13 protein-coding genes and 1 pseudogene are annotated in these 25,012 nt (G+C 50.1%); 10 read left to right on the top strand and 4 right to left on the bottom strand.

The genetic code is table 11. The annotated features are described in order from the left end of the window. Positions 1-24: 24 nt before the first annotated feature. Positions 25-2,310, bottom strand: a complete 2,286-nt coding sequence (nrdA, locus tag ACJHWR_RS10295; protein WP_001075170.1) for a class 1a ribonucleoside-diphosphate reductase subunit alpha — start codon at positions 2,308-2,310, stop codon at positions 25-27. A gap of 127 nt (positions 2,311-2,437) precedes the next feature. Here nrdA and ypaB point away from each other — a divergent pair, with 127 nt between their 5' ends. Both ypaB and yfaL read left to right on the top strand, forming a co-directional pair. Beyond that, positions 2,438-2,581, top strand: coding sequence for a protein YpaB (gene ypaB, locus ACJHWR_RS10300; RefSeq protein ID WP_001300064.1), 144 nt, complete (start codon positions 2,438-2,440; stop codon positions 2,579-2,581). A 424-nt stretch (positions 2,582-3,005) separates the two neighbouring features. Further along, positions 3,006-6,770 carry an AIDA-I family autotransporter adhesin YfaL/EhaC gene (gene yfaL, locus ACJHWR_RS10305; RefSeq protein WP_001220092.1) on the top strand — a complete coding sequence of 1,255 codons (3,765 nt, stop codon included), beginning with the start codon at positions 3,006-3,008 and terminating at the stop codon, positions 6,768-6,770. Positions 6,771-6,908: 138 nt separating this feature from the next. On the opposite strand, the gene ubiG is transcribed toward yfaL, so the two are convergent. Next, the gene (ubiG, locus tag ACJHWR_RS10310) at positions 6,909-7,631 is read right to left on the bottom strand and encodes a bifunctional 2-polyprenyl-6-hydroxyphenol methylase/3-demethylubiquinol 3-O-methyltransferase UbiG (protein ID WP_001091058.1); all 723 of its coding nucleotides are present in this window, start codon (positions 7,629-7,631) and stop codon (positions 6,909-6,911) included. Between the two features lie 77 nt (positions 7,632-7,708). Next, positions 7,709-8,451: pseudogene (locus tag ACJHWR_RS10315) on the bottom strand (GntR family transcriptional regulator). A gap of 193 nt (positions 8,452-8,644) precedes the next feature. Here ACJHWR_RS10315 and ACJHWR_RS10320 point away from each other — a divergent pair. The 8 genes from ACJHWR_RS10320 to ACJHWR_RS10355 all read left to right on the top strand — a co-directional run bounded on the left by ACJHWR_RS10320 (position 8,645) and on the right by ACJHWR_RS10355 (position 23,741). Beyond that, positions 8,645-9,973 (top strand): MFS transporter, encoded by a 1,329-nt coding sequence (locus tag ACJHWR_RS10320; protein WP_000098093.1) that lies wholly within the window; start codon positions 8,645-8,647, stop codon positions 9,971-9,973. A gap of 12 nt (positions 9,974-9,985) precedes the next feature. After that, on the top strand, positions 9,986-11,188 hold the full coding sequence (locus ACJHWR_RS10325) for a mandelate racemase/muconate lactonizing enzyme family protein (RefSeq protein WP_001571680.1): 1,203 nt from the start codon (positions 9,986-9,988) through the stop codon (positions 11,186-11,188). A 499-nt stretch (positions 11,189-11,687) separates the two neighbouring features. Continuing rightward, positions 11,688-14,315: a DNA topoisomerase (ATP-hydrolyzing) subunit A gene (gyrA, locus tag ACJHWR_RS10330; protein ID WP_001281225.1), complete on the top strand. Its 2,628-nt coding sequence runs from the start codon at positions 11,688-11,690 to the stop codon at positions 14,313-14,315. Positions 14,316-14,463: 148 nt separating this feature from the next. Then, the gene (locus tag ACJHWR_RS10335; RefSeq protein WP_000012344.1) at positions 14,464-16,152 is read left to right on the top strand and encodes a DUF2138 domain-containing protein; all 1,689 of its coding nucleotides are present in this window, start codon (positions 14,464-14,466) and stop codon (positions 16,150-16,152) included. After that, positions 16,149-16,772: a DUF1175 domain-containing protein gene (locus ACJHWR_RS10340; RefSeq protein WP_012311709.1), complete on the top strand. Its 624-nt coding sequence runs from the start codon at positions 16,149-16,151 to the stop codon at positions 16,770-16,772. The genes ACJHWR_RS10335 and ACJHWR_RS10340 overlap by 4 nt, the downstream gene beginning before the upstream one ends. A 23-nt stretch (positions 16,773-16,795) precedes the next feature. Further along, positions 16,796-21,310, top strand: a complete 4,515-nt coding sequence (locus tag ACJHWR_RS10345) for an alpha-2-macroglobulin family protein (protein ID WP_000536593.1) — start codon at positions 16,796-16,798, stop codon at positions 21,308-21,310. Continuing rightward, the gene (locus tag ACJHWR_RS10350) at positions 21,311-22,960 is read left to right on the top strand and encodes a YfaQ family protein (RefSeq protein ID WP_001104561.1); all 1,650 of its coding nucleotides are present in this window, start codon (positions 21,311-21,313) and stop codon (positions 22,958-22,960) included. It abuts the gene before it with no gap. Positions 22,961-22,964: 4 nt separating this feature from the next. Next, complete coding sequence (locus ACJHWR_RS10355) at positions 22,965-23,741, top strand: YfaP family protein (RefSeq protein ID WP_001225848.1); 777 nt, start codon at positions 22,965-22,967, stop codon at positions 23,739-23,741. Positions 23,742-23,814: 73 nt separating this feature from the next. Here the strand turns inward: ACJHWR_RS10355 and atoB are convergent, their stop codons facing one another. Then, on the bottom strand, positions 23,815-24,999 hold the full coding sequence (gene atoB, locus ACJHWR_RS10360; protein WP_000786519.1) for an acetyl-CoA acetyltransferase: 1,185 nt from the start codon (positions 24,997-24,999) through the stop codon (positions 23,815-23,817). Between the last annotated feature and the right edge of the window lie 13 nt (positions 25,000-25,012).

Here is a 25,012-nt window from a genome sequence, read left to right on the forward strand (position 1 = left end):
CACGCCGCATCCGGCATCTCAATATCAGATCTTACATGCGCCGCTTTCGCAGCCATCGTCCTGGATTGACGGCACCAGATCGTCTTGTGCGTCTTCTGCACCGTCACGGGTGTTCTGATAATACAGCGTTTTAACCCCGAATTTGTAGGCGGTGAGCAGGTCTTTCAGCAGTTGCTGCATCGGCACTTTTCCTGACGGGAAGCGTGACGGATCGTAGTTGGTGTTAGCAGAGATCGACTGATCGATAAATTTCTGCATGATACCCACCAGTTGCAGATAGCCATCGTTACCCGGCATTTCCCACAGCAGTTCATAGGCGTCGTGCAGATGCTCGTAGTCCGGCACCACCTGGCGCAGAATACCGTCTTTCGACGCTTTGATGCTGACGTAACCACGCGGCGGTTCAATACCGTTAGTGGCGTTAGAGATCTGCGAAGAGGTCTCTGACGGCATCAGAGCAGAAAGCGTGGAGTTACGCAGGCCGTGCGTTTTGATTGACTCACGCAGTGCTTCCCAGTCGTAATGCAGCGGCTCATTAGCGATGGCATCCAGATCTTTCTTATAGGTATCGATCGGCAGGATCCCTTTCGCGTAAGTGGTTTCGTTAAACCACGGGCACGCGCCTTGCTCTTTCGCCAGCTCATTAGACGCTTTCAGCAGGTAATACTGAATGGCTTCGAAGGTTTTATGCGTCAGGTTGTTGGCGCTGCCGTCGGAGTAGCGTTTACCGTGCTTCGCCAGGTAGTAAGCGAAGTTGATCACACCAATACCCAGCGTACGACGCCCCATCGCTCCACGTTTAGCGGCCGGGATCGGGTAATCCTGATAATCCAGCAGTGCGTCGAGTGCGCGAACCGCCAGAATTGCCAGCTCTTCCAGTTCATCCAGGCTGTTAATTGCGCCCAGGTTGAAAGCAGACAGCGTACACAGCGCGATTTCACCGTTCTCGTCGTTGACGTCGTTCAGTGGTTTGGTCGGTAGGGCGATTTCCAGGCACAGGTTAGACTGGCGCACTGGTGCAATAGCCGGATCAAACGGGCTGTGGGTGTTGCAGTGGTCTACGTTCTGAATATAGATACGACCGGTAGACGCACGTTCCTGCATCATCAGCGAGAACAGCTCAACGGCTTTCACACGCTGCTTGCGGATGCTGTCATCTTTCTCATATTTGGTGTACAGGCGTTCAAACTCTTCCTGATCGGCGAAGAACGCGTCGTACAGCCCCGGTACGTCGGACGGGCTGAACAGAGTGATATCTTCACCTTTCAGCAGACGGGTATACATCAGTTTGTTGATTTGTACCCCGTAGTCCATATGACGCACGCGGTTGCCTTCCACCCCACGGTTGTTTTTCAACACCAGCAGGCTTTCAACTTCCAGATGCCACATCGGGTAGAACAGTGTTGCCGCACCGCCGCGCACACCGCCCTGAGAGCAGGATTTCACCGCTGTCTGGAAATGCTTATAGAACGGAATACAACCGGTATGGAACGCTTCGCCACCGCGAATCGGGCTACCCAGCGCACGAATACGCCCGGCGTTGATGCCGATCCCGGCACGCTGGGAAACGTATTTAACAATCGCGCTGGAGGTGGCGTTGATGGAATCCAGGCTGTCGCCGCACTCGATCAGTACGCAGGAGCTGAACTGACGAGTCGGGGTACGCACGCCGGACATGATTGGCGTCGGCAGCGAAATTTTAAATGTGGAAACCGCGTCGTAAAAACGCTTCACGTATTGCAGGCGCGTTTCACGCGGGTAGTTCGAGAACAGGCACGCGGCAACCAGAATATAAAGGAACTGGGCGCTTTCGTAGATTTCGCCGGTCACACGGTTCTGCACCAGATATTTGCCTTCCAGCTGCTTAACGGCAGCATAAGAGAAGGTCATATCACGGTCGTGATCGATAAACGTGTCCATCTGCTTGAACTCTTCTTCCGTGTAGTCTTCCAGCAGATGATTATCGTATTTGCCCATCTCGACCATTTTCACCACGTGGTCGTACAGCGCAGGCGGCTCAAACTGGCCGTAGGCTTTTTTACGCAGGTGGAAGATCGCCAGGCGCGCGGCGAGATACTGATAATCCGGCGCATCACGGGAGATCAGGTCTGCGGCAGCCTTGATAATGGTTTCGTGGATGTCAGAGGTCTTGATACCGTCATAAAACTGAATGTGGGAGCGCAGTTCGACCTGGGAAATCGAAACGTTATGCAGTCCTTCTGCCGCCCAATCCAGAACGCGATGGATTTTGTCGAGATTGATGCGCTCTGTGCTACCGTCGCGCTTTGTCACCAGCAGATTCTGATTCATGTATGTCGTACCTGTTTTTGGAATTCTTTCCGCAATAGTTTCATGCAGACTACCTGTAGTGAGGGAAGCTGCTTAGAACACTATATATAGGGGGTATGTTTGGGATTCACTGCAAGATAGTGTGAAAATGGCCCTCTTGCAAGTGCATAACTTTGTGGATAACTCAGGAAGGAAAAAGTGGCTTTCGCGCACCTTAGGTCAGACAAGGTGTCCGGGAAAGTCAATGGGAAGAGAAAAATTTGTTAAAAATAACTGTTCGGCGATTTCTTGAACGGAAGAATAGGTTAGATAAATTGATATAGATGGTTTATTAATCTTTTTGCTAATGATTGCAAAAATTGATCTAAGCACGAGTCATCACATAATCTGATGTATCAGTTATGGTCAATATATAAGCGAATGTAAGCGATTGTTGATGTCGAAATGGTTGTTTTCTCTTCGGTTGTTGTTAAATGCGAAGCCATTTTGTTAATTTACCTTATATTATAAGAAAATTATTCATTACTTTAATTCAGTTTAAACATAACTGATATCCCTTAAGGTGATTAACTTGAATTATGACGCACTGATATTATTCATGAAATAATAACAAAATAGCCATTGCACCGGGTTGAACAATTTACAAAAGAAAAATAACCCATATCGTATAATGCGATTAAATATGCCGTCTTATAGAAAATGATGGTCAGATTAATATGCGGATTATTTTTCTACGCAAGGAGTATTTATCTTTACTCCCGTCAATGATTGCATCTCTTTTCTCTGTTAACAGTGTCGCGGAGGTTTTGGATTCATGCCAGGGATATGATATCAAAGCGAGTTGTCAGGCCAGCAGGCAAAGCCTTTCAGGCATTACGCAGGACTGGAGCATCGCCGATGGGCAATGGGTGATTTTTTCGGGTATGGCCAATAATGCCAGCGGTGGTGCCGTATTTTTGCAGCAAAGTGCTGAATTTACGATATCACCACAAAATGAAACAGGGATGACCCTGTTTGCTAATAACTCGATTAGTGGCGAATATAATAATGGCGGAGCTATCTTTGCTAAAGAAAACTCAACGATAAATCTTGCGAATGTTATTTTCGACAGTAACGTTGCAGGAGGCTATGGCGGAGCAATCTATTCTGCGGGAACAAACGATGCCGGTGATATGGATTTAAATATCACTAATGCAATATTTGCGAATAATATCGCCAATGATGGTAAAGGTGGCGCTATTTATTCTATCAATAATGATATTTATTTAAGTGATGTCATTTTTGATAATAATCAGGCATATACATCAACCAGCTATAGTGATGGGGACGGCGGTGCCATTGATGTTACGGATAATAGTACGGATAACACACATCTTTCAGGAAAAACGATAATTAATAATACCTCCTTTACCAATAACTATGCAGAAGGTTATGGCGGAGCAATTTATACCAGCAGCACCACATCCCCGTATCTTATTGATATTTCTGTTGATGATAATTATGACCAAAACAATGGTGTGATGATTGATGAAAATAACAGCGCCTCGGGATATGACCATTCGGCGACGGCAGCGGCGGGGGGCTTTATGTATATCGGTCATAGTGTGGCTGAATTTAACATTGCCGCCGATAAAACGCTGGTAATAGGCAATACCAGCAACGATGGCGCGATTGATTCTCTTGCCGGAACGGGAGTCATCGTGAAAGAGGGAGCGGGAGAGTTAGTCCTCAATGCCGACAATAATGCGTTTACCGGCGAGATGAGTATCCAGAATGGCGAGGTGACGCTGGGGCGCAGCGATGAGTTAATGAATGTCGGCGACACGCACTGTCAGAGCGATCCGCAGGATTGCTTTGGTCTGATGGTCGGCAGCACTGTTCATTCTGAGTATCAGGCAGAACTGAATGTTGGCAATACACAACAAACGTTTGTGCACTCATTAACCGGTTTTGCTAATGGCATTTTGAATATCGACGCAGGCGGCAATGTTACCGTAAACCAGGGCGGTTTTTCCGGCTCGATTCAGGGTGAAGGACAGTTGACGGTAGCGCAAGATGGCAGCTATCTCCTGACAGGGGAGCAGTCGATGGCATTAACCGGCGATATTGTGGTGGAAGATAACGCCGTATTGTCGCTAGCGGGGAATCAGGCCGATTTACGGGCAATGCAGAGCGATCCGCAATCGATCGTGCTAAATGGCGGAGTATTGGATCTCTCTGATTTCACCACTTGGGATGGCGATAGCTCATACAATGACGGTCTGCAAATCAGCGGCAGTGGGGGGACAGTGATTGGCAGTAATGATGTCGTTGATATCAGCAGTGGCGATGATTTACATATTGGCGGCAGTGATGCCAGCCAGAATGGCGTTTATGTCGTCATTAATGCGGGGGATCAGCGCGTAACGCTGGCGAATAACAACGGTTATCTCGGTAATACGCAAATCGCCTCCGGTACGCTTGAAGTCAGCGATAATTCGCAATTGGGGGACACAAGTTACAACCGTTCAGTGATCTTCACAGATCCCCAACAACACAGTGAAATGGATGTGACGACTGATGTTGACACTCGCTCGGCTACAACAGGTCAGGGCAGGAATATTGAAATGCGCGCTGATGGCGAAATACACGTTGAGGATGGCGTAGATACGCAATGGGGCGGGTTGATGGCGGATAGTACCGGGCAACAACTGGATAGCGTAAGCACGTTGACTAAAAGTGGCGGCGGGACGCTGGAGTTGACCGCCAGCGGCACTGCGACGTCTGCGGTACGTGTGGAGGACGGAACGCTAAAAGGTGAAGCGGAGAATATTATTCCTTATGTTTCTTCACTGTGGGTGGGGGAAGACGGTGTTTTTGAAACCGGGAAAAATCAGGATATTCGTTCAATCGATGCCACCTCTGGCGGCGATATCGACATAACCGATGGTACTGTGTTGCGATTGACGCAGCAGGATACGAACCAGGCGCTGGATGCCTCGCTGTTTAGCGGCGACGGTACGTTGGTGAATGCCACCGATGGTGTGACGCTGACAGGCGAGCTTAATACCAACCTTGAAACTGACAGCCTGACTTATCTTTCAGACGTGACGGTCAATGGTGATCTAACTAATACTTCCGGTGCTGTCAGTCTGCAAAATGGCGTTGCTGGCGACACGCTCACGGTAAACGGTGATTACACCGGTGGCGGTACGTTGTTTCTCGACAGCGAATTAAACGGCGATGACTCGGCAAGCGACCAACTGGTGTTGAACGGTAATACTGCTGGCAATACGACCGTGGTAATTAATCCCATTACGGGTATTGGTGAGCCGACATCTACGGGCATTAAAGTGGTTGATTTCGCAGCCGATCCAACGCAATTTCAAAACAATGCGCAGTTCAGTCTGGCGGGCAGCGGCTACGTCAATATGGGAGCGTATGACTACACGCTGGTGGAAGATAACAACGACTGGTATCTGCGATCGCAAGAAGTAACGCCACCATCGCCACCTGATCCAGACCCGACTCCAGATCCTGATCCTACGCCGGATCCTGATCCAACACCCGACCCGGCTCCAGCCCCTACGCCTGCCTACCAGCCGGTGCTGAATGCCAAAGTTGGTGGCTATCTCAATAACCTACGTGCGGCAAATCAGGCATTTGTGATGGAGCGACGCGATCACGCTGGTGGCGATGGTCAGACGCTGAATTTACGTGTTATCGGCGGAGATTATCATTACACAGCAGCGGGGCAACTGGCTCAGCATGAAGACACTTCTACGGTGCAGCTTAGCGGCGACTTGTTTAGCGGGCGCTGGGGCATGGATGGCGAGTGGATGCTTGGGGCGGTTGGTGGCTACAGTGATAACCAGGGCGACAGCCGCTCGAATATGACCGGAACTCGCGCCGATAACCAGAACCACGGTTATGCCGTTGGTCTGACCTCAAGCTGGTTCCAGCACGGTAATCAGAAGCAGGGGGCCTGGCTGGATAGCTGGCTGCAATACGCGTGGTTTAACAATGATGTTTCCGAACATGAAGATGGCGCGGATCATTACCACTCATCGGGGATTATCGCCTCGCTGGAAGCCGGGTATCAGTGGTTACCGGGGCATGGAGTGGTGATTGAACCACAGGCGCAGGTGATTTATCAGGGCGTGCAGCAGGATGATTTTACCGCCGCTAACCATGCGCGGGTGTCACAATCGCAGGGTGATGATATTCAAACGCGGCTGGGTTTACACAGCGAATGGCGTACCGCGGTTGGTGTCATACCAACATTAGATCTGAATTATTATCACGATCCCCATGCGACGGAAATTGAAGAAGATGGCAGCACTATCAGTGACGATGCGGTGAAGCAACGGGGTGAAATAAAAGTGGGAATAACGGGCAATATCAGTCAGCGAGTTTCGCTGCGTGGTAGCGTGGCGTGGCAGAAAGGGAGTGATGATTTTGCCCAGACGGCAGGGTTTTTGTCGATGACAGTGAAATGGTAATCGCTGTCTGACCGGCACTGTTGCCGGATGCGGCGTAAACGCCTTATCTGGCCTACGGGAGCATTTGTAGGCCTGATAAGACGCGGCAAGCGTCGCATCAGGCTTGGCTCGGTCGTCGGATGAATCCAAACAACAACCTCACTTATTCTGCGTATGCAGCATATAGTTCACATCAACGCCGGGGCCGAGCTTAAAGGAATTAGTTATAGGGTTGTAATGCAGCCCGGTCATATGCCGTTCTTTAAGACTGGTCTGATCCACCCAGCCCAGCAATTCTGCCGGTTTAATAAACTTCTTCACATCATGTGTACCTTTAGGCACCATGCGCAAAATATATTCAGCACCAACCACCGCCATCAGCCATGACTTGCCGTTGCGGTTGAGCGTCGAGAAAAAGACATCGCCGCCCGGTTTCACCAGTTGCGCACAGGCTCTGACCACTGACTGAGGATCGGGGACGTGCTCCAGCATCTCCATGCAGGTCACCACATCATACTGCCCGGCATGTTTTGCCGCGTGCTCTTCCACGGTTTCCTGCACGTAATCCACCTGAATGCCGCTTTCCAGTGCGTGCAGTTTTGCCACCTGCAATGGCTCAAAGCCCATATCCAGACCGGTCACCGTCGCACCTTCGCGCGCCATACTCTCGGCCAGAATGCCGCCGCCACAACCGACATCGAGCACCTTTTTGCCAAATAAACCGCCAGCACGCTCGGCAATATAGCCCAGACGCAGCGGGTTAATACGGTGCAGCGGTTTGAACTCACCTTCCAGATCCCACCAGCGGGAGGCGACGGCTTCAAATTTAGCGATCTCTTCGTGGTCTACGTTATTGTTTTTAAGGAGATTTTCAGTGTTCATTGTTACATAAGAGTCTATAAAGGTTGTCGGGCAGTATAGCAGGTGAAAAGTGCCAGTGTTATAAACTCATTCACATTTTACTGTGTAGATAACGAGAGAATTTTTCGTGCGCGCTCGGTAAATCCACTACTTACGTGATGAGTAATAAAATTACAAACACCTTCAACGTTATTATTTTTTAGCATATCTAAAATAGTCGCATGGCCACGATTTGAATTGGTGATATATTCCGTAGTGAAATCCAGTCGATAACGGATAGCAAGTAAACGTGCGGATATCAATTGGTGTGCCTGAGAGATGTATTTATTATCAGCGTATTTAACAAACACATAATGAAAATCATGATCCAGTTTAAGATAAGCCTGAGTATCGCGCTCGGCATTAATTTTTGCTGATTTTGATAGTATACTATTTAGTTCAATGATGACATTGTTTGCATTCTTTTCCATTGCTTCACTAATTGCACCCTGCTCCAGAATTACTCGCATTTTTATGAGGTCATTAATATCTTTATCTGTTACGGAAAAAACGAATGTTCCGCTGCGTGGAATGATATTGATCAGATTTTCATTGTGACTAAGTAAAATAAAAGCTTCACGAATAGGTGTTTTACTTACCGCCAGAATATTCGAAAGTTCATTTTCACTTATCGGTTGCCCAAGACTGAGATCGCCATGAATTATCATATCCCTGATTTTTTCTTTGATGACCTGTGTTACGGATTTTGGTATCTCAATTGATATGTGACTTAAGTCACGTTTCGCTTTATCTCTCATTCCTTTGCCCCTTATTAAGCTGCTGGTCCATTATATGTAATCATTTTATCAATGAAGGTATCTAATATATCAGATATGACAAAAATGATATATCTTATTGTTGTAGCTTAGTGTTTCAATCAATGATCAAGCTGATATATCAGATATAACACATCACCTTTTGAACTGGATTATTTTTTACGTAATATCCACTTCGGGCAGTACTCTTATTCATTGAACCACAAAAGGTGAAACAAAATGAGCAGTCCTCAGAAAGATTTGTATGAAGCCATTTCTATTGTGAAAAGGAAGATTATTCCGTTAGCATTTATTCTGTATTTTTTTAACTATATGGATCGTGTTAACATCGGATTTGCCGCTTTACGCATGAATGAATCCCTTGGTATTACACCAGAGGATTTTGCTAATATATCTTCAATATTTTTTGTGTCCTATTTGATTTTTCAAATTCCGAGCAGTATTGGATTGCAAAAGTTAGGTGCAAGAAAATGGATTAGCGCCATTATTGTTGGTTGGGGAACAGTAACAACGTTAATTTTCTTTGCCAAAGACACCCAGCATATATTGCTCGCTCGGGTCTTTTTGGGAATATTTGAAGCGGGGTTTTTCCCTGGCATGGTTTACTACCTGGCATGTTGGTTCCCGGCGCGTGAACGTGGAAAAGTGAATAGCTTTTTTATGTTATCAATCGCAGTTGCATCTGTGCTGGCGGCACCAATGTCTGGTTGGATTATTGAACATATGAATACCGGTAACTATGAAGGATGGCGCTGGCTTTTTGCTATTGAAGGCATTCCTACGGTGTTATTGGGGGCGCTGACCTTTTATTTACTGCCAGATCGTCCGGAAAAAGCCCGCTGGCTTACACCATCGCAAGTCACCGCATTGGTCGATAAACTTAATTCTGATAACGAAAAAGCCGCAGCATTAAATAAAAATACAAATGCATCTTTTCTGTCAATCATTAAAAATCCAGTATTACTACAACTCTCATTTGCTTATATGTTTATTCAGGCAGCGGCGTTGGCGGCAAATTACTGGTTACCGGGGTTGGTTAAAGGATTTTCATCGGATTTCACAGATACCGATGTCGGTTTGATTATGAGTATTCCGTTTATTTTCGCGATGTTCAGTATGCCATTATGGGGATGGCATTCCGATAAAAAGAATGAAAGGAAATGGCATGCCGCACTACCGATGTTGGTTGCAGGTTGCGGTTTTTTAATGATCGCACTTGTACCTTCGATGACGCTGCGCATGATGGGATTAACATTATACGGTGTAGGCATTCTCAGTTATTACGGTCCGTACTGGGCTTTACCCTCAGCTTTACTTTCACCATCAGGCCTGGCAATCAGTATTGCGTTTATTAACTCTTGTTCAAGTTTGGGTGGTTTTCTGATCAATAAATCACTTGGCTATGTTTCTACACATTATGGAGCCACGGGGATATTTATTGTTGAGGCGATTCTTTGCTTTATCGCCGTAGCTATTTTGTTATCAATGAAAATTGATAATAAAAAAGATAACGCCCAGAAAGACAATGTTATTTCACATGCTAAATAAATGAGGTTATTTATGAAGATTACATCTGTAGAAATTTTTGACTGCGAACTCAAAAAAAGAGATCAAACTATGGCCTCTTATAATCCAGTACTTATTCGGGTTAATACCGATGCTGGAATAAGTGGTGTTGGCGAAGTAGGATTAGCCTATGGTGCAGGTGCAAAATCTGGTGTTGGTATTATCAGAGATTTAGCCCCTCTCATCATTGGTGAAGATCCGTTGAACATTGAGAAGATTTGGGAATTCCTCTTCAGGAAAACATTTTGGGGAATGGGCGGTGGTAATGTTTTTTACGCAGGTATGAGCGCTATTGATATTGCCTTATGGGATATTAAAGGTAAATATTTAAACGTGCCGGTTTATCAACTACTGGGGGGAAAGACTAACGATAAATTGAGAACTTACGCCAGTCAGTTACAATTTGGTTGGGGCGAAAAAAGGCAAATATTAGTAACGCCTGAAGAGTATGCAGAGGCAGCGCGTGCCGCTATTGCAGAAGGTTATAATGCGATAAAAGTTGATCCGCTTGAAATCGATCTGCATGGCGGCGATTGTGTCTTTCAGAACAAAAATAGAAATTACTCTGGCTTATTACTGGCCGAACAATTAAAAATGGGCGAGGCAAGAATTGCCGCTATGCGTGAAGCAATGGGCGACGATGCTGATATTATTGTAGAGATTCATTCTCTTCTAGGAACAAATTCAGCGATCCAGTTTGCCAAAGCAATAGAGAAATATCGTATTTTTCTCTATGAGGAGCCAATTCATCCATTAAATTCGGATAATATGCAGAAAGTTGCCCGTTCAACATCGATTCCGATAGCAACAGGTGAGCGTTCTTATACTCGCTGGGGATATCGTGATTTACTGGAAAAACAATCAATTGCGGTAGCTCAACCTGATTTGTGTCTTTGTGGTGGCATTACAGAGGGAAAGAAAATTTGTGATTATGCCAATATATATGACACAACCGTTCAGGTACATGTTTGTGGCGGGCCTGTTTCAACAGTAGCGGCGCTGCATATGGAAACTGCAATACCTAACTTTATTATTCATGAACATCATACCAATGCGATGAAAGCATGTATTCGGGAACTTTGTACTTACGATTATCAACCCGAGAATGGCTATTATGTCGCGCCAGAGTTGCCTGGGCTTGGTCAGGAATTAAACGATGAAATCGTACAACAATATCTTGCCTATGTGATCAAATAACGGCGATTTATATACTCTAAATAATTCGAGTTGCAGGAAGGCGACAAGCGAGTGACAAATTCGTCAGGAACGAATTTGCCCAGCCGCAGGCTGGCCTTCGGTGAGAGACATGGATGTCTCTCATTAATCCCCAGGAGCTTACATAAGTAAGTGACTGGGGTGAGCGACAAATCCGCATGGAGCGGATTTGAACGCTGCTTGCAGCGGCCCCGTAAGGGGTGAGGTCCATGGATGGGCCGAATAACCCGCAGACGCAGCACATGCAACTTGAAGTATGACGAGTATAGCCATTATTTCTGGTGTTTATTGAGGCACAGGAAGCGTGTTGCGGTCTTTGTTCCTTTGTCGTTCACCGCCAGCGCGATGTGTGCTGGCGGTGGGGTAAAACGCAGTAGATCTACAGCGCCCGGAAGCCTGCATTACGTTTACCCGTCCGCAAGCGATTGTGTTATAATCTCCGACCTTTGAATCCGGGATACAGTAGAGGGATAGCGGTTAGATGAGCGACCTTGCGAGAGAAATTACACCGGTCAACATTGAGGAAGAGCTGAAGAGCTCCTATCTGGATTATGCGATGTCGGTCATTGTTGGCCGTGCGCTGCCGGATGTCCGAGATGGCCTGAAGCCGGTACACCGTCGCGTACTTTACGCCATGAACGTACTAGGCAATGACTGGAACAAAGCCTATAAAAAATCTGCCCGTGTCGTTGGTGACGTAATCGGTAAATACCATCCCCATGGTGACTTGGCGGTTTATAACACGATCGTCCGTATGGCGCAGCCATTCTCGCTGCGTTACATGCTGGTAGACGGTCAGGGTAACTTCGGTTCCATCGACGGCGACTCTGCGGCGGCAATGCGTTATACGGAAATCCGTCTGGCGAAAATTGCCCATGAACTGATGGCCGATCTCGAAAAAGAGACGGTCGATTTCGTTGATAACTATGACGGCACGGAAAAAATTCCGGACGTCATGCCAACCAAAATTCCTAACCTGCTGGTGAACGGTTCTTCCGGTATCGCCGTAGGTATGGCAACCAACATCCCGCCGCACAACCTGACGGAAGTCATCAACGGTTGTCTGGCGTATATCGATGATGAAGACATCAGCATTGAAGGGCTGATGGAACACATCCCGGGGCCGGACTTCCCGACGGCGGCAATCATTAACGGTCGTCGCGGTATTGAAGAAGCTTACCGTACCGGTCGTGGCAAGGTGTATATCCGCGCCCGTGCGGAAGTGGAAGTTGACGCCAAAACCGGGCGTGAAACCATTATCGTCCACGAAATTCCGTATCAGGTGAACAAAGCTCGCCTGATCGAAAAAATTGCGGAACTGGTAAAAGAAAAACGCGTGGAAGGTATCAGCGCGCTGCGTGACGAGTCTGACAAAGACGGTATGCGCATCGTGATTGAAGTGAAACGCGATGCGGTCGGTGAAGTGGTGCTCAACAACCTCTATTCCCAGACCCAGTTGCAGGTTTCTTTCGGTATTAACATGGTGGCATTGCACCATGGTCAGCCGAAGATCATGAACCTGAAAGACATCATCGCGGCGTTTGTTCGTCACCGCCGTGAAGTGGTGACCCGTCGTACTATTTTCGAACTGCGTAAAGCGCGCGATCGTGCTCATATCCTTGAAGCATTAGCCGTCGCGCTGGCAAACATTGACCCGATCATCGAACTGATCCGTCATGCGCCGACGCCTGCAGAAGCGAAAACGGCGCTGGTTGCTAATCCGTGGCAGCTGGGCAACGTTGCCGCGATGCTGGAACGAGCCGGCGACGATGCTGCGCGTCCGGAATGGCTGGAGCCAGAGTTCGGCGTGCGTGACGGTCTGTACTACCTGACCGAACAGCAAGCTCAGGCGATTCTGGATCTGCGTTTGCAGAAACTGACCGGCCTTGAGCACGAAAAACTGCTCGACGAATACAAAGAGCTGCTGGATCAGATCGCGGAACTGTTGCGTATTCTTGGTAGCGCCGATCGTCTGATGGAAGTGATCCGCGAAGAGCTGGAGCTGGTTCGTGAACAGTTCGGTGACAAACGTCGTACTGAAATCACCGCCAACAGCGCAGACATCAACCTGGAAGATCTGATCACCCAGGAAGATGTGGTCGTGACGCTCTCTCACCAGGGCTACGTTAAATATCAGCCGCTTTCTGAATACGAAGCGCAGCGTCGTGGCGGGAAAGGTAAATCTGCCGCACGTATTAAAGAAGAAGACTTTATCGACCGACTGCTGGTGGCGAATACCCACGACCATATTCTGTGCTTCTCCAGCCGTGGTCGCGTCTATTCGATGAAGGTTTACCAGTTGCCAGAAGCTACTCGTGGCGCGCGCGGTCGTCCGATCGTCAACCTGCTGCCGCTGGAGCAGGACGAACGTATCACCGCGATCCTGCCGGTGACCGAGTTTGAAGAAGGCGTGAAAGTCTTCATGGCCACCGCTAACGGGACCGTGAAGAAAACCGTCCTCACCGAATTCAACCGTCTGCGTACCGCCGGTAAAGTGGCGATCAAACTGGTTGATGGCGATGAGCTGATCGGCGTTGACCTGACCAGCGGCGAAGATGAAGTAATGCTGTTCTCCGCCGAAGGTAAAGTGGTGCGCTTTAAAGAGTCTTCTGTCCGTGCGATGGGCTGCAACACCACCGGTGTTCGCGGTATTCGTTTAGGCGAAGGCGATAAAGTCGTCTCTCTGATCGTACCTCGTGGTGATGGCGCAATCCTCACCGCAACGCAGAACGGTTATGGTAAACGTACCGCAGTGGCGGAATACCCAACCAAGTCGCGTGCGACGAAAGGGGTTATCTCCATCAAGGTTACCGAACGTAACGGTTTAGTGGTTGGCGCGGTGCAGGTAGATGACTGCGACCAGATCATGATGATCACCGATGCCGGTACGCTGGTACGTACTCGCGTTTCAGAAATCAGCATCGTGGGCCGTAACACCCAGGGCGTGATCCTCATCCGTACTGCGGAAGATGAAAACGTAGTGGGTCTGCAACGTGTTGCTGAACCGGTTGACGAGGAAGATCTGGATACCATCGACGGCAGTGCCGCGGAAGGGGACGATGAAATCGCTCCGGAAGTGGACGTTGACGACGAGCCAGAAGAAGAATAATTTTACGTCTTCATGCCAAAAGGGAGATATCTCCCTTGTTTGAATTGAAAAGTCCAGGCTGCAAAGTCTGGGCTTTTGTCGTATTAGGGCGCGGTAAAGTTTTGCTGTGCTCGTAAAAAATGGCTGGCTTTACACAAGGAATGTGGCAATGAGTGGTGAAAAAAAGGCGAAAGGCTGGCGGTTCTATGGTCTTGTAGGTTTGGGCGCAATAGTACTGCTTTCCGCTGGCGTCTGGGCGTTGCAATATGCTGGCAGTGGGCCAGAAAAAACGTTGTCGCCGCTGGTGGTGCACAACAATCTGCAAATCGATCTCAATGAGCCGGACCTCTTTCTCGACAGCGACTCTCTGAGCCAGCTTCCCAAAGACCTCCTTACCATTCCGTTTCTCCACGATGTTCTGAGTGAAGATTTCGTTTTCTATTATCAGAATCATGCCGATCGTCTGGGCATTGAAGGCAGCATTCGCCGCATTGTCTACGAACACGATCTCACACTAAAAGATAAGCTCTTTTCGTCACTCTTAGATCAGCCCGCGCAGGCGGCGCTATGGCACGATAAACAAGGCCATCTTTCTCATTATATGGTGCTGATCCAGCGAAGTGGTTTAAGCAAGCTGCTGGAGCCATTGCTGTTTGCCGCTACCAGCGACAGCCAGTTAAGTAAAACGGAAATCAGTAGTATTAAGCTAAATAGTGAAACCATCCCGGTTTATCAGTTGCGCTATAACGGCAATAACGCCCTGATGTTCGCAACTTATCAGGACAAGATGCTGGTATTTTCCAGCACGGATATGCTGTTTAAAGATGATCAGCAGGATACCGAAGCCACGGCGATCGCAAGTGATTTGTTGAGCGGTAAAAAACGCTGGCAAGCCAGCTTTGGCCTGGAAGAGCGTGCTGCTGAAAAAACGCCAGTACGCCAGCGCATCGTGGTCAGCGCCAGGTTGCTGGGGTTTGGCTACCAGCGATTAATGCCTTCTTTTGCTGGCGTACGCTTCGAAATGAGCAACGACAGCTGGCATAGCTTTGTGGCGTTAAATGATGAATCCGCCAGCGTAGATGCCAGTTTCGATTTTACGCCGGTATGGAACAGTATGCCTGCCGGGGCCAGCTTCTGTGTGGCGGTGCCGTATTCGCATGGTATTGCCGAAGAGATGCTTTCGCACATCAGCCAGGAAAACGACAAGCTGAACGGGGCGTTAGATGGTGCAGCCGGGCTGTGCTGGTATGAAGATTCAAAATTGCAAACTCCGCTGTTTGTCGGTCAGTTTGATGGTTCTGCCGAACAAGTGCAATTGCCAGGAAAACTGTTTACGCAAAATATTGGTGCGCACGAAAGCAAAGCGCCAGAAGGTGTTTTGCCGGTAAACCAGACTCAGCAGGGCGAAGCGCAAATCTGGCGTCGCGAAGTGAGTTCCCGATACGGCCAGTATCCGAAAGCGCAGGCGGCGCAACCCGATCAATTAATGTCGGATTATTTTTTCCGCGTGTCGCTGGCGATGCAAAACAAAACGCTGCTTTTCTCCCTCGATGACACGCTGGTTAATAACGCGCTGCAAACACTGAATAAAACCCGCCCGGCAATGGTGGATGTGATACCCACTGAAGGCATCGTTCCGCTCTATATCAATCCACAAGGCGTGGCGAAACTGCTGCGTAACGAAACGCTGACCAGTTTGCCGAAGAATCTCGAACCGGTTTTTTATAACGCCGCACAAACTTTATTAATGCCGAAGCTGGACGCTTTATCTCAACAACCGCGTTATGTCATGAAGCTGGCCCAGATGGAACCCGGTGCCGCCTGGCAGTGGCTACCCATAACCTGGCAGCCGCTATGAGGCACGGACTGCTGGCGCTGATTTGCTGGCTGTGTTGTGTTGTTGCCCATAGCGAAATGCTGAATGTCGAACAATCCGGGCTGTTTCGCGCGTGGTTTGTACGCATTGCACAGGAACAGCTCCGCCAGGGGCCAAGTCCGCGCTGGTATCAGCAGGATTGTGCGGGCCTGGTGCGATTTTCGGCGAACGAGGCGCTGAAAATTCACGACAGCAAATGGCTAAAAAGTAACGGTATAGCAAGTCAATATTTGCCGCCTGAAATGACGCTAACACCTGAACAGCGTCAACTGGCGCAAAACTGGAATCATGGGAACGGAAAAACTGGCCCCTATGTGACCGCGATTAATTTGATTCAGTACAACAGCCAATTTATTGGCCAGGACATAAACCAGGCGCTGCCTGGCGATATGATTTTTTTCGATCAGGGCGATGCCCAGCACTTAATGGTCTGGATGGGGCGTTACGTCATCTACCACACCGGAAGCGCCACGAAAACTGACAACGGAATGCGCGCAGTCAGTCTGCAACAACTTATGACATGGAAGGACACCCGATGGATACCCAACGATTCCAATCCCAATTTCATTGGCATTTATCGTTTAAATTTTCTGGCGCGATAGCAGCGTGCTTTTGCCTGTCTCTTGTGGGAACAGGGCTTGCTAATGCTGATGATTCGCTTCCTTCCAGTAACTATGCGCCGCCCGGCGGGGGAACATTCTTTTTGCTCGCTGACAGCAGTTTTAGCAGCAGTGAAGAGGCGAAAGTGCGACTGGAAGCGCCGGGGCGTGATTATCGACGCTATCAGATGGAAGAGTACGGTGGCGTGGACGTTCGCCTGTATCGTATTCCTGACCCGATGGCATTTTTGCGCCAGCAGAAAAACCTGCATCGCATTGTGGTGCAACCGAAATATCTGGGCGACGGGCTAAACAATACGCTGACCTGGCTGTGGGATAACTGGTATGGCAAATCTCGCCGTGTAATGCAGCGTACTTTCTCTTCTCAGTCACGGCAGAATGTGACTCAGGCGTTACCCGAATTACAGCTCGGTAATGCCATTGTTAAACCTTCCCGTTATGTACAGAACAGCCAGTTTTCACCGCTGAAAAAATATCCACTGGTGGAACAGTTCCGTTACCCATTATGGCAGGCTAAACCAGTCGAGCCGCAGCAAGGGGTAAAACTGGAAGGCGCATCCAGCAATTTCATCTCGCCGCAGCCGGGTAACATCTATATTCCTCTCGGCAAACAAGAGCCGGGACTGTATCTCGTCGAAGCGATGGTCGGTGGGTATCGGGCAACGACGGTGGTATTTGTCTCCGATACAGTGGCGCTTAGCAAAGTGTCAGGCAACGAACTTCTGGTGTGGACCGCGGGCAAAAAACAGGGTGAAGCGAAGCCAGGCTCAGAGATCCTGTGGACTGACGGTCTTGGCGTGATGACTCGCGGTGTGACCGATGACAGCGGTACCTTGCAGTTACAACATATATCGCCAGAACGTTCATACATTCTGGGTAAGGATGCTGAAGGCGGCGTTTTTGTCTCCGAGAACTTTTTCTACGAAAGTGAAATCTACAACACCCGCTTGTATATCTTTACCGATCGCCCGCTATATCGCGCAGGCGATCGTGTCGATGTTAAAGTGATGGGGCGCGAGTTCCACGATCCGTTGCATTCATCCCCCATCGTCAGCGCCCCGGCGAAGCTTTCGGTGCTGGACGCTAACGGCAGTCTGTTGCAAACCATCAATGTCACGCTGGATGCGCGCAATGGCGGGCAGGGGAGTTTCCGCCTGCCAGAAAATGCCGTTGCCGGAGGTTATGAGTTGCGTCTTGCTTACCGCAATCAGGTCTATAGCAGTAGTTTTCGCGTGGCAAACTACATCAAGCCACATTTCGAGATTGGCTTAGCTCTCGACAAAAAAGAGTTCAAAACTGGCGAAGCGGTCAGCGGCAAACTGCAACTGCTCTACCCGGATGGTGAGCCGGTAAAAGATGCCCGTGTGCAGTTAAGTTTGCGCGCTCAGCAATTATCAATGGTCGGTAACGATTTGCGTTATGCCGGACGTTTTCCCGTGTCGCTGGAAGGCAGTGAAACGGTATCCGACGATAGCGGTCATGTGGCGTTAAATCTCCCCGCCGCTGATAAACCAAGCCGCTATTTGTTAACCGTCTCCGCCAGTGACGGTGCGGCGTATCGTGTCACCACCACCAAAGAGATCCTCATTGAACGTGGACTGGCACATTACTCATTAAGTACTGCCGCACAATACAGTAATAGCGGTGAATCGGTTGTGTTCCGTTATGCCGCGCTGGAATCTTCAAAACAGGTTCCTGTTACGTATGAATGGTTGCGTCTCGAAGACCGCACGAGCCATAGCGGAGAGCTACCGTCAGGCGGCCAATCCTTTACCGTCAATTTCGCTAAACCTGGCAACTACAATCTGACATTACGCGATAAAGACGGCTTAATTCTCGCTGGGTTAAGTCATGCCGTCAGCGGTAAGGGCAGCACGGCGCATACTGGTACGGTAGATATCGTGGCGGATAAAACGCTGTATCAGCCAGGCGAAACTGCGAAGATGCTGATTACCTTTCCGGAGCCAATTGATGAAGCATTATTGACGCTGGAACGCGATCGCGTGGAACAGCAGTCGCTGCTTTCGCATCCGGCAAACTGGCTGACGTTACAACGTTTAAACGATACCCAGTATGAAGCCCGGGTTCCAGTGAGCAATTCCTTTGCGCCTAACATCACTTTTTCGGTGCTGTATACCCGTAACGGTCAGTACAGTTTTCAGAACGCCGGGATCAAAGTTGCCGTTCCCCAGCTGGATATCCGGGTGAAAACGGACAAAACCCATTACCAGCCTGGTGAACTGGTCAATGTCGAATTAACCTCGTCGCTGAAAGGTAAACCTGTTTCTGCGCAGTTAACGGTAGGCGTGGTCGATGAAATGATCTACGCGCTGCAACCGGAAATCGCGCCGAATATCGGCAAATTTTTCTATCCGCTGGGGCGTAACAATGTGCGTACCAGCTCCAGTTTGTCGTTTATCAGCTACGACCAGGCGCTCTCCAGCGAGCCGGTTGCGCCTGGCGCAACTAACCGCAGCGAGCGGCGAGTAAAAATGCTTGAACGTCCACGGCGTGAAGAGGTGGATACCGCGGCATGGATGCCGTCACTCACAACCGATAAACAAGGCAAAGCGTATTTCACGTTCCTGATGCCTGATTCGTTAACCCGCTGGCGTATCACCGCGCGTGGGATGAACGGCGACGGGCTGGTCGGGCAGGGGCGTGCTTATCTGCGTTCGGAAAAAAATCTCTACATGAAGTGGAGTATGCCAACGGTGTATCGCGTGGGCGACAAACCGGCGGCAGGACTGTTTATCTTCAGTCAGCAGGATAACGAACCGGTGGCGCTGGTGACTAAATTTGCAGGCGCTGAGATGCGCCAGACGCTGACGCTGCACAAAGGGGCGAATTATATTTCGCTGACGCAGAATATTCAGCAATCTGGCTTGTTAAGCGCAGAACTGCAACAAAATGGGCAAGTGCAGGACAGCATTAGCACAAAACTGTCTTTTGTGGATAACAGCTGGCCCGTTGAACAGCAGAAAAATGTCATGCTCGGCGGTGGCGATAATGCGCTGATGTTGCCCGAGCAGGCGAGCAATATCCGGCTACAAAGTAGTGAAACGCCGCAGGAGATTTTCCGTAACAATCTTGATGCGTTAGTCGATGAACCGTGGGGTGGCGTGATCAACACCGGTAGCCGTCTGATCCCGATCAGTCTCGCCTGGCGTTCGCTTGCCGATCATCAAAGTGCCGCCGCTAACGACATTCGTCAGATGATTCAGGATAACCGTCTGCGGCTGATGCAACTGGCAGGGCCCGGTGCGCGCTTTACCTGGTGGGGTGAAGATGGCAATGGTGACGCCTTCCTCACGGCATGGGCATGGTACGCCGACTGGCAGGCCAGCCAGGCGCTCGGCGTAACGCAACAACCGGAATACTGGCAGCATATGCTCGACAGTTATGCCGAGCAGGCAGATAACATGCCGTTATTGCATCGGGCGCTGGTGCTGGCGTGGGCGCAGGAGATGAATCTGCCGTGCAAAACGTTGTTGAAAGGGTTGGATGAAGCTATCGCCCGGCGCGGAACTAAAACTAAAGATTTCTCTGAGGCAGACACCAGCGATATCAATGACAGTCTGATCCTCGATACACCTGAATCTCCACTGGCAGATGCGGTGGCAAACGTCTTAACCATGACGTTGCTGAAAAAAGCGCAGTTGAAGTCCACTGTGATGCCACAGGTTCAGCAATATGCGTGGGATAAAGCGGCAAACAGCAATCAGCCGCTGGCGCACACGGTTGTGCTGCTCAATAGCGGGGGCGACGCTACCCAGGCTGCTGCTATTTTAAGTGGTTTGACCGCTGAGCAATCCACTATTGAGCGCGCGCTGGCCATGAACTGGCTGGCGAAATATATGGCGACAATGCCTCCGGTTGTGTTGCCTGCGCCTGCGGGCGCATGGGCCAAACATAAGTTAACTGGAGGGGGCGAATACTGGCGTTGGGTTGGTCAGGGCGTGCCGGACATTCTCTCTTTTGGTGATGAATTGTCGCCGCAAAATGTGCAGGTCCGCTGGCGTGAACCGGCAAAAACGGCTCAACAAAGTAACATTCCGGTGACCGTTGAACGCCAGTTGTATCGGCTTATCCCCGGTGAAGAAGAGATGAGCTTTACTCTGCAGCCGGTGACCAGCAATGAGATTGACAGCGATGCGCTGTATCTCGATGAAATTACGCTTACCAGCGAGCAGGATGCCGTTCTGCGCTACGGTCAGGTGGAAGTACCGCTCCCGCCAGGGGCTGACGTTGAGAGGACTACGTGGGGCATTTCGGTCAATAAACCGAACGCTGGAAAACAGCAGGGGCAGTTGCTGGAAAAAGCGCGAAATGAAATGGGCGAACTGGCCTATATGGTGCCGGTGAAAGAACTGACGGGAACGGTCACTTTCCGCCATTTGCTGCGCTTCTCGCAAAAAGGGCAATTCGTTCTGCCTCCTGCTCGTTATGTGCGTTCCTATGCACCTGCACAGCAAAGTGTTGCGGCAGGGAGCGAATGGACCGGGATGCAGGTGAAATAAGTGAACTGGCGCAGAATCGTCTGGCTATTAGCGTTGGTTACTCTGCCAACGCTTGCGGAGGAGACGTCGTTACAACTGGCGCTGCGGGGCGCGCAGCATGACCAACTGTATCAGTTATCGTCGTCAGGCGTGACCAAAGTCTCGGCATTACCTGACACGCTCACCACGCCGTTAGGGAGTTTGTGGAAACTGTATGTTTACGCCTGGCTGGAGGATACCCATCAACCGGAGCAGCCCTACCAGTGTCGCGGAAACTCCCCGGAAGAGGTTTATTGTTGTCAGGCTGGGGAGAGTATAACGCGCGATACCGCGCTGGTACGTTCCTGTGGGCTCTATTTTGCGCCGCAGCGGTTGCATATTGGCGCAGATGTGTGGGGGCAATATTGGCAACAGCGTCAGGCACCTGCGTGGTTAGCGTCTCTTACTACGCTGAAGCCAGAAACCTCGGTAACGGTTAAATCGCTGCTTGATTCATTAGCGACGTTACCTGCGCAAAACAAAGCTCAGGAAGTTTTACTGGATGTGGTGCTGGACGAGGCGAAAATCGGTGTCGCATCCATGCTCGGTAGTCGGGTACGGGTGAAAACCTGGAGCTGGTTTGCCGATGATAAACAGGAAATCCGTCAGGGTGGTTTTGCCGGCTGGTTAACCGATGGTACACCGCTGTGGGTGACTGGCAGTGGCACCAGCAAAACGGTACTGACCCGTTATGCGACGGTGCTTAATCGGGTTTTGCCAGTGCCGACGCAGGTTGCCAGTGGGCAATGTGTCCTGGTGGAGCTGTTTGCCCGCTATCCGCTGAAGAAAATCGCAGCGGAAAAGAGTACGACGGCAGTAAAACCCGGCGTACTTAATGGGCGCTATCGTGTGACGTTCGCCAATGGTAACCACATTACGTTTGTCAGCCACGGTGAGACGACCTTACTGAGCGAAAAGGGCAAACTGAAATTGCAGTCGCATCTCGATCGTGAAGAGTATGTTGCCAGAGTTCTGGATCGCGAGGCGAAAAGTACGCCCCCTGAGGCAGCGAAAGCCATGACCGTGGCGATACGCACTTTTTTACAGCAAAACGCCAATCGGGAAGGCGATTGCCTGACCATCTCTGACAGCAGCGCCACACAGCGTGTTTCGGCTTCGCCAGCGACCACGGGGGCGCGAACGATGACCGCCTGGACGCAGGATCTTATCTATGCGGGCGATCCGGTTCATTATCACGGCAGTCGCGCTACCGAAGGGACGCTTTCCTGGCGGCAAGCCACGGCCCAGGCGGGGCAGGGAGAGCGTTACGACCAGATACTCGCGTTTGCTTATCCCGATAACAGCCTTAGCCGCTGGGGAGCGCCACGCTCAACCTGTCAGTTATTACCCAAAGCGAAAGCCTGGCTGGCGAAAAAAATGCCGCAGTGGCGGCGTATATTGCAAGGCGAGACGGGCTACAACGAACCAGACGTGTTTGCGGTCTGTCGTTTAGTCTCAGGTTTCCCCTATACCGATCGGCAGCAGAAACGGCTGTTTATTCGTAACTTCTTTACGCTTCAGGATCGGCTGGATTTAACCCATGAGTATCTGCACCTGGCCTTTGATGGTTATCCCACCGGGCTTGATGAGAACTATATCGAAACGCTGACCCGACAATTATTAATGGACTAATGCTATGCGAAAGATTTTTCTTCCGTTGTTACTGGTGGCGCTTTCGCCTGTCGCTCACAGTGAAGGTGTGCAGGAAGTCGAGATTGATGCACCGCTCTCTGGCTGGCATCCGGCAGAGGGCGAAGATGCCAGTTTTTCACAATCGATCAATTACCCGGCGTCGTCCGTCAACATGGCAGATGATCAAAATATCTCAGCGCAGATCCGCGGCAAAATAAAGAATTATGCTGCGGCGGGTAAAGTTCAGCAGGGCCGGCTGGTGGTCAACGGTGCCAGTATGCCGCAGAGAATTGAATCCGATGGTTCATTTGCACGCCCTTATATTTTCACGGAAGGCAGCAACAGCGTGCAGGTCATCAGCCCGGATGGGCAAAGCCGGCAAAAAATGCAGTTTTACTCAACGCCGGGTGCTGGAGTGATCCGCGCGCGTTTACGACTGGTTCTCTCGTGGGATACGGACGATACCGACCTCGACCTTCACGTTGTTACGCCCGATGGCGAACACGCCTGGTACGGTAACACCGTGCTGAACAACAGTGGTGCACTGGATATGGATGTCACGACGGGGTACGGCCCCGAGATTTTCGCCATGCCAGCGCCAGTTCACGGGCGCTATCAGGTGTATATCAACTACTATGGCGGACGCAGCGAAACGGAATTAACCACCGCCCAACTGACGCTGATCACCGATGAAGGATCGGTCAATGAGAAACAGGAAACATTTATTGTACCGATGCGTAATGCTGGCGAGCTGACGCTGGTGAAAAGTTTTGACTGGTGATTAATGGGGTTACCTTCGCCGTCGATGTTCAAGAAAACGCCCGATAACTTTCGCTATCGGGTGTTTTTATTGGTTAATTCAACCGTTCAATCACCATCGCAATTCCCTGGCCGCCACCAATGCACAGTGTTGCCAGCCCCAGCGTTTTATCGCGTGCCTGCATGGCATGTAATAGTGTGACCAGAATACGAGCACCACTGGCACCGATAGGATGCCCGAGCGCGATGGCCCCGCCGTTGACATTCACTTTCTCAGAATCAAAGCCCAGGGTTTTCCCAACGGCAAGGAACTGTGCGGCAAATGCTTCATTAGCCTCAATGAGATCAATATCCGCCAGTTGCAGCCCCGCCAGTTGTAACGCTTTTTGCGTGGCAGGTACTGGTCCCATACCCATCAATGCGGGGGGCACGCCACCGCTGGCATAACTTTTAATGCGAGCCAGGGGGGTAAGGCCTGCTGCCAGCGCCGCAGATTCTTCCATAATCACCAGAGCGGCAGCACCGTCATTAATACCAGACGCGTTCCCGGCGGTGACTGTTCCTGCTTTATCGAAGGCCGGGCGCAATGCACCTAACGCTTCAGCCGTTGAATTCGCTTTCGGGAATTCGTCTTGACTGAAGACGAAGGTTTTCTTCCGGGTGACAATATTTACCGGGACGATTTCGGCTGTAAAAGCACCGGACTCAATTGCGGCTGCCGCTTTACGCTGTGAATGTAGCGCCAGTTCATCCTGCATTTCTCGGGTAATTCCGTACTCTTTGGCCACGTTCTCGGCGGTAATCCCCATATGATAACCATGAGTGGCGCACATCAGACCATCGCGCAGGATTACGTCATAAACCTGTCCGTCTCCAAGACGATAACCAGAGCGTGCTTTTGCATCGAGTAAGTAGGGCGCTAAACTCATATTTTCCATACCCCCCGCCACAATGCTTTGCGCCTGACCTGCCTGAATTGCCTGGGCGGCAAGCGCCACACTTTTAAGACCCGAACCACACACTTTATTGACCGTGAATCCGCACACCGTTTCTGCCAGCCCGCTTTTTAACAGTGCCTGACGCGCCGGATTTTGCCCCAGCCCGGCTTGCAACACGTTACCCATAATCACTTCATCAATGTGTAGTGAATCGATTTTTGCACGTTCAATGGCGGCTTTAATTACTGTCGCCCCCAGGTCGATGGCGCTGGTGGAAGCGAGTGAACCGTTAAAACTACCGATAGCAGTACGTACCGCACTGACGATGACACAATTTTTCATTTTATATTCCTTC

Source organism: Escherichia sp. WS568 (assembly GCF_046486085.1).
Lineage (GTDB): Bacteria > Pseudomonadota > Gammaproteobacteria > Enterobacterales > Enterobacteriaceae > Escherichia > Escherichia coli.

Coding starts and splice junctions, on each gene's coding strand:
- nrdA (WP_001075170.1), bottom strand. CDS start 2,310: ATGAATCAGAATCTGCTGGTGACAAAGCGCGACGGTAGCACAGAGCGC.
- ypaB (WP_001300064.1), top strand. CDS start 2,438: ATGGCCCTCTTGCAAGTGCATAACTTTGTGGATAACTCAGGAAGGAAA.
- yfaL (WP_001220092.1), top strand. CDS start 3,006: ATGCGGATTATTTTTCTACGCAAGGAGTATTTATCTTTACTCCCGTCA.
- ubiG (WP_001091058.1), bottom strand. CDS start 7,631: ATGAACACTGAAAATCTCCTTAAAAACAATAACGTAGACCACGAAGAG.
- ACJHWR_RS10320 (WP_000098093.1), top strand. CDS start 8,645: ATGAGCAGTCCTCAGAAAGATTTGTATGAAGCCATTTCTATTGTGAAA.
- ACJHWR_RS10325 (WP_001571680.1), top strand. CDS start 9,986: ATGAAGATTACATCTGTAGAAATTTTTGACTGCGAACTCAAAAAAAGA.
- gyrA (WP_001281225.1), top strand. CDS start 11,688: ATGAGCGACCTTGCGAGAGAAATTACACCGGTCAACATTGAGGAAGAG.
- ACJHWR_RS10335 (WP_000012344.1), top strand. CDS start 14,464: ATGAGTGGTGAAAAAAAGGCGAAAGGCTGGCGGTTCTATGGTCTTGTA.
- ACJHWR_RS10340 (WP_012311709.1), top strand. CDS start 16,149: ATGAGGCACGGACTGCTGGCGCTGATTTGCTGGCTGTGTTGTGTTGTT.
- ACJHWR_RS10355 (WP_001225848.1), top strand. CDS start 22,965: ATGCGAAAGATTTTTCTTCCGTTGTTACTGGTGGCGCTTTCGCCTGTC.
- atoB (WP_000786519.1), bottom strand. CDS start 24,999: ATGAAAAATTGTGTCATCGTCAGTGCGGTACGTACTGCTATCGGTAGT.